The organism is Chitinophaga sp. GbtcB8 (genome assembly GCF_019091455.1).
Taxonomy (GTDB): Bacteria; Bacteroidota; Bacteroidia; order Chitinophagales; family Chitinophagaceae; genus Chitinophaga.
Genome location: NZ_JAGXJN010000406.1, coordinates 1 through 237, shown reverse-complemented (window position 1 = coordinate 237; position 237 = coordinate 1). Strand labels below are relative to the sequence as shown.

Sequence of the window (237 nt, the reverse complement as noted above, 5' to 3'; positions counted from 1 at the left end):
GTAGATAGCATTAGCTCTTGCAGGTGAACGTGAGGTATGTGAGAGACGACACCTTTGAGACCAGGAGCTGGACGCCGAAGAACTTGTCGTCCCAGGAGAACATACTGTGGACGCCGCCGTTGTTTTCTGAGGACAGGATGTCCAAGTAAGTCTCGTTGCCGGTGGCGCGGAAGAGCCACATAGCAGCTCAAGCTATCTCATACTGTTGCAAGGGAGATCCCGAGTTAATGCGAGCTA

Annotated in this window: 1 protein-coding gene; it reads right to left on the bottom strand. The window is 52.7% G+C overall.

Features of this window, described 5'->3' with window-relative positions; genetic code table 11:
- Nucleotides 1-10: 10 nt before the first annotated feature.
- Nucleotides 11-181, bottom strand: coding sequence for a hypothetical protein (locus KVT36_RS33345; protein WP_368670063.1), 171 nt, complete (start codon nt 179-181; stop codon nt 11-13).
- Nucleotides 182-237 lie beyond the last annotated feature (56 nt).

Coding starts and splice junctions, on each gene's coding strand:
- KVT36_RS33345 (WP_368670063.1), bottom strand. CDS start 181: ATGTGGCTCTTCCGCGCCACCGGCAACGAGACTTACTTGGACATCCTG.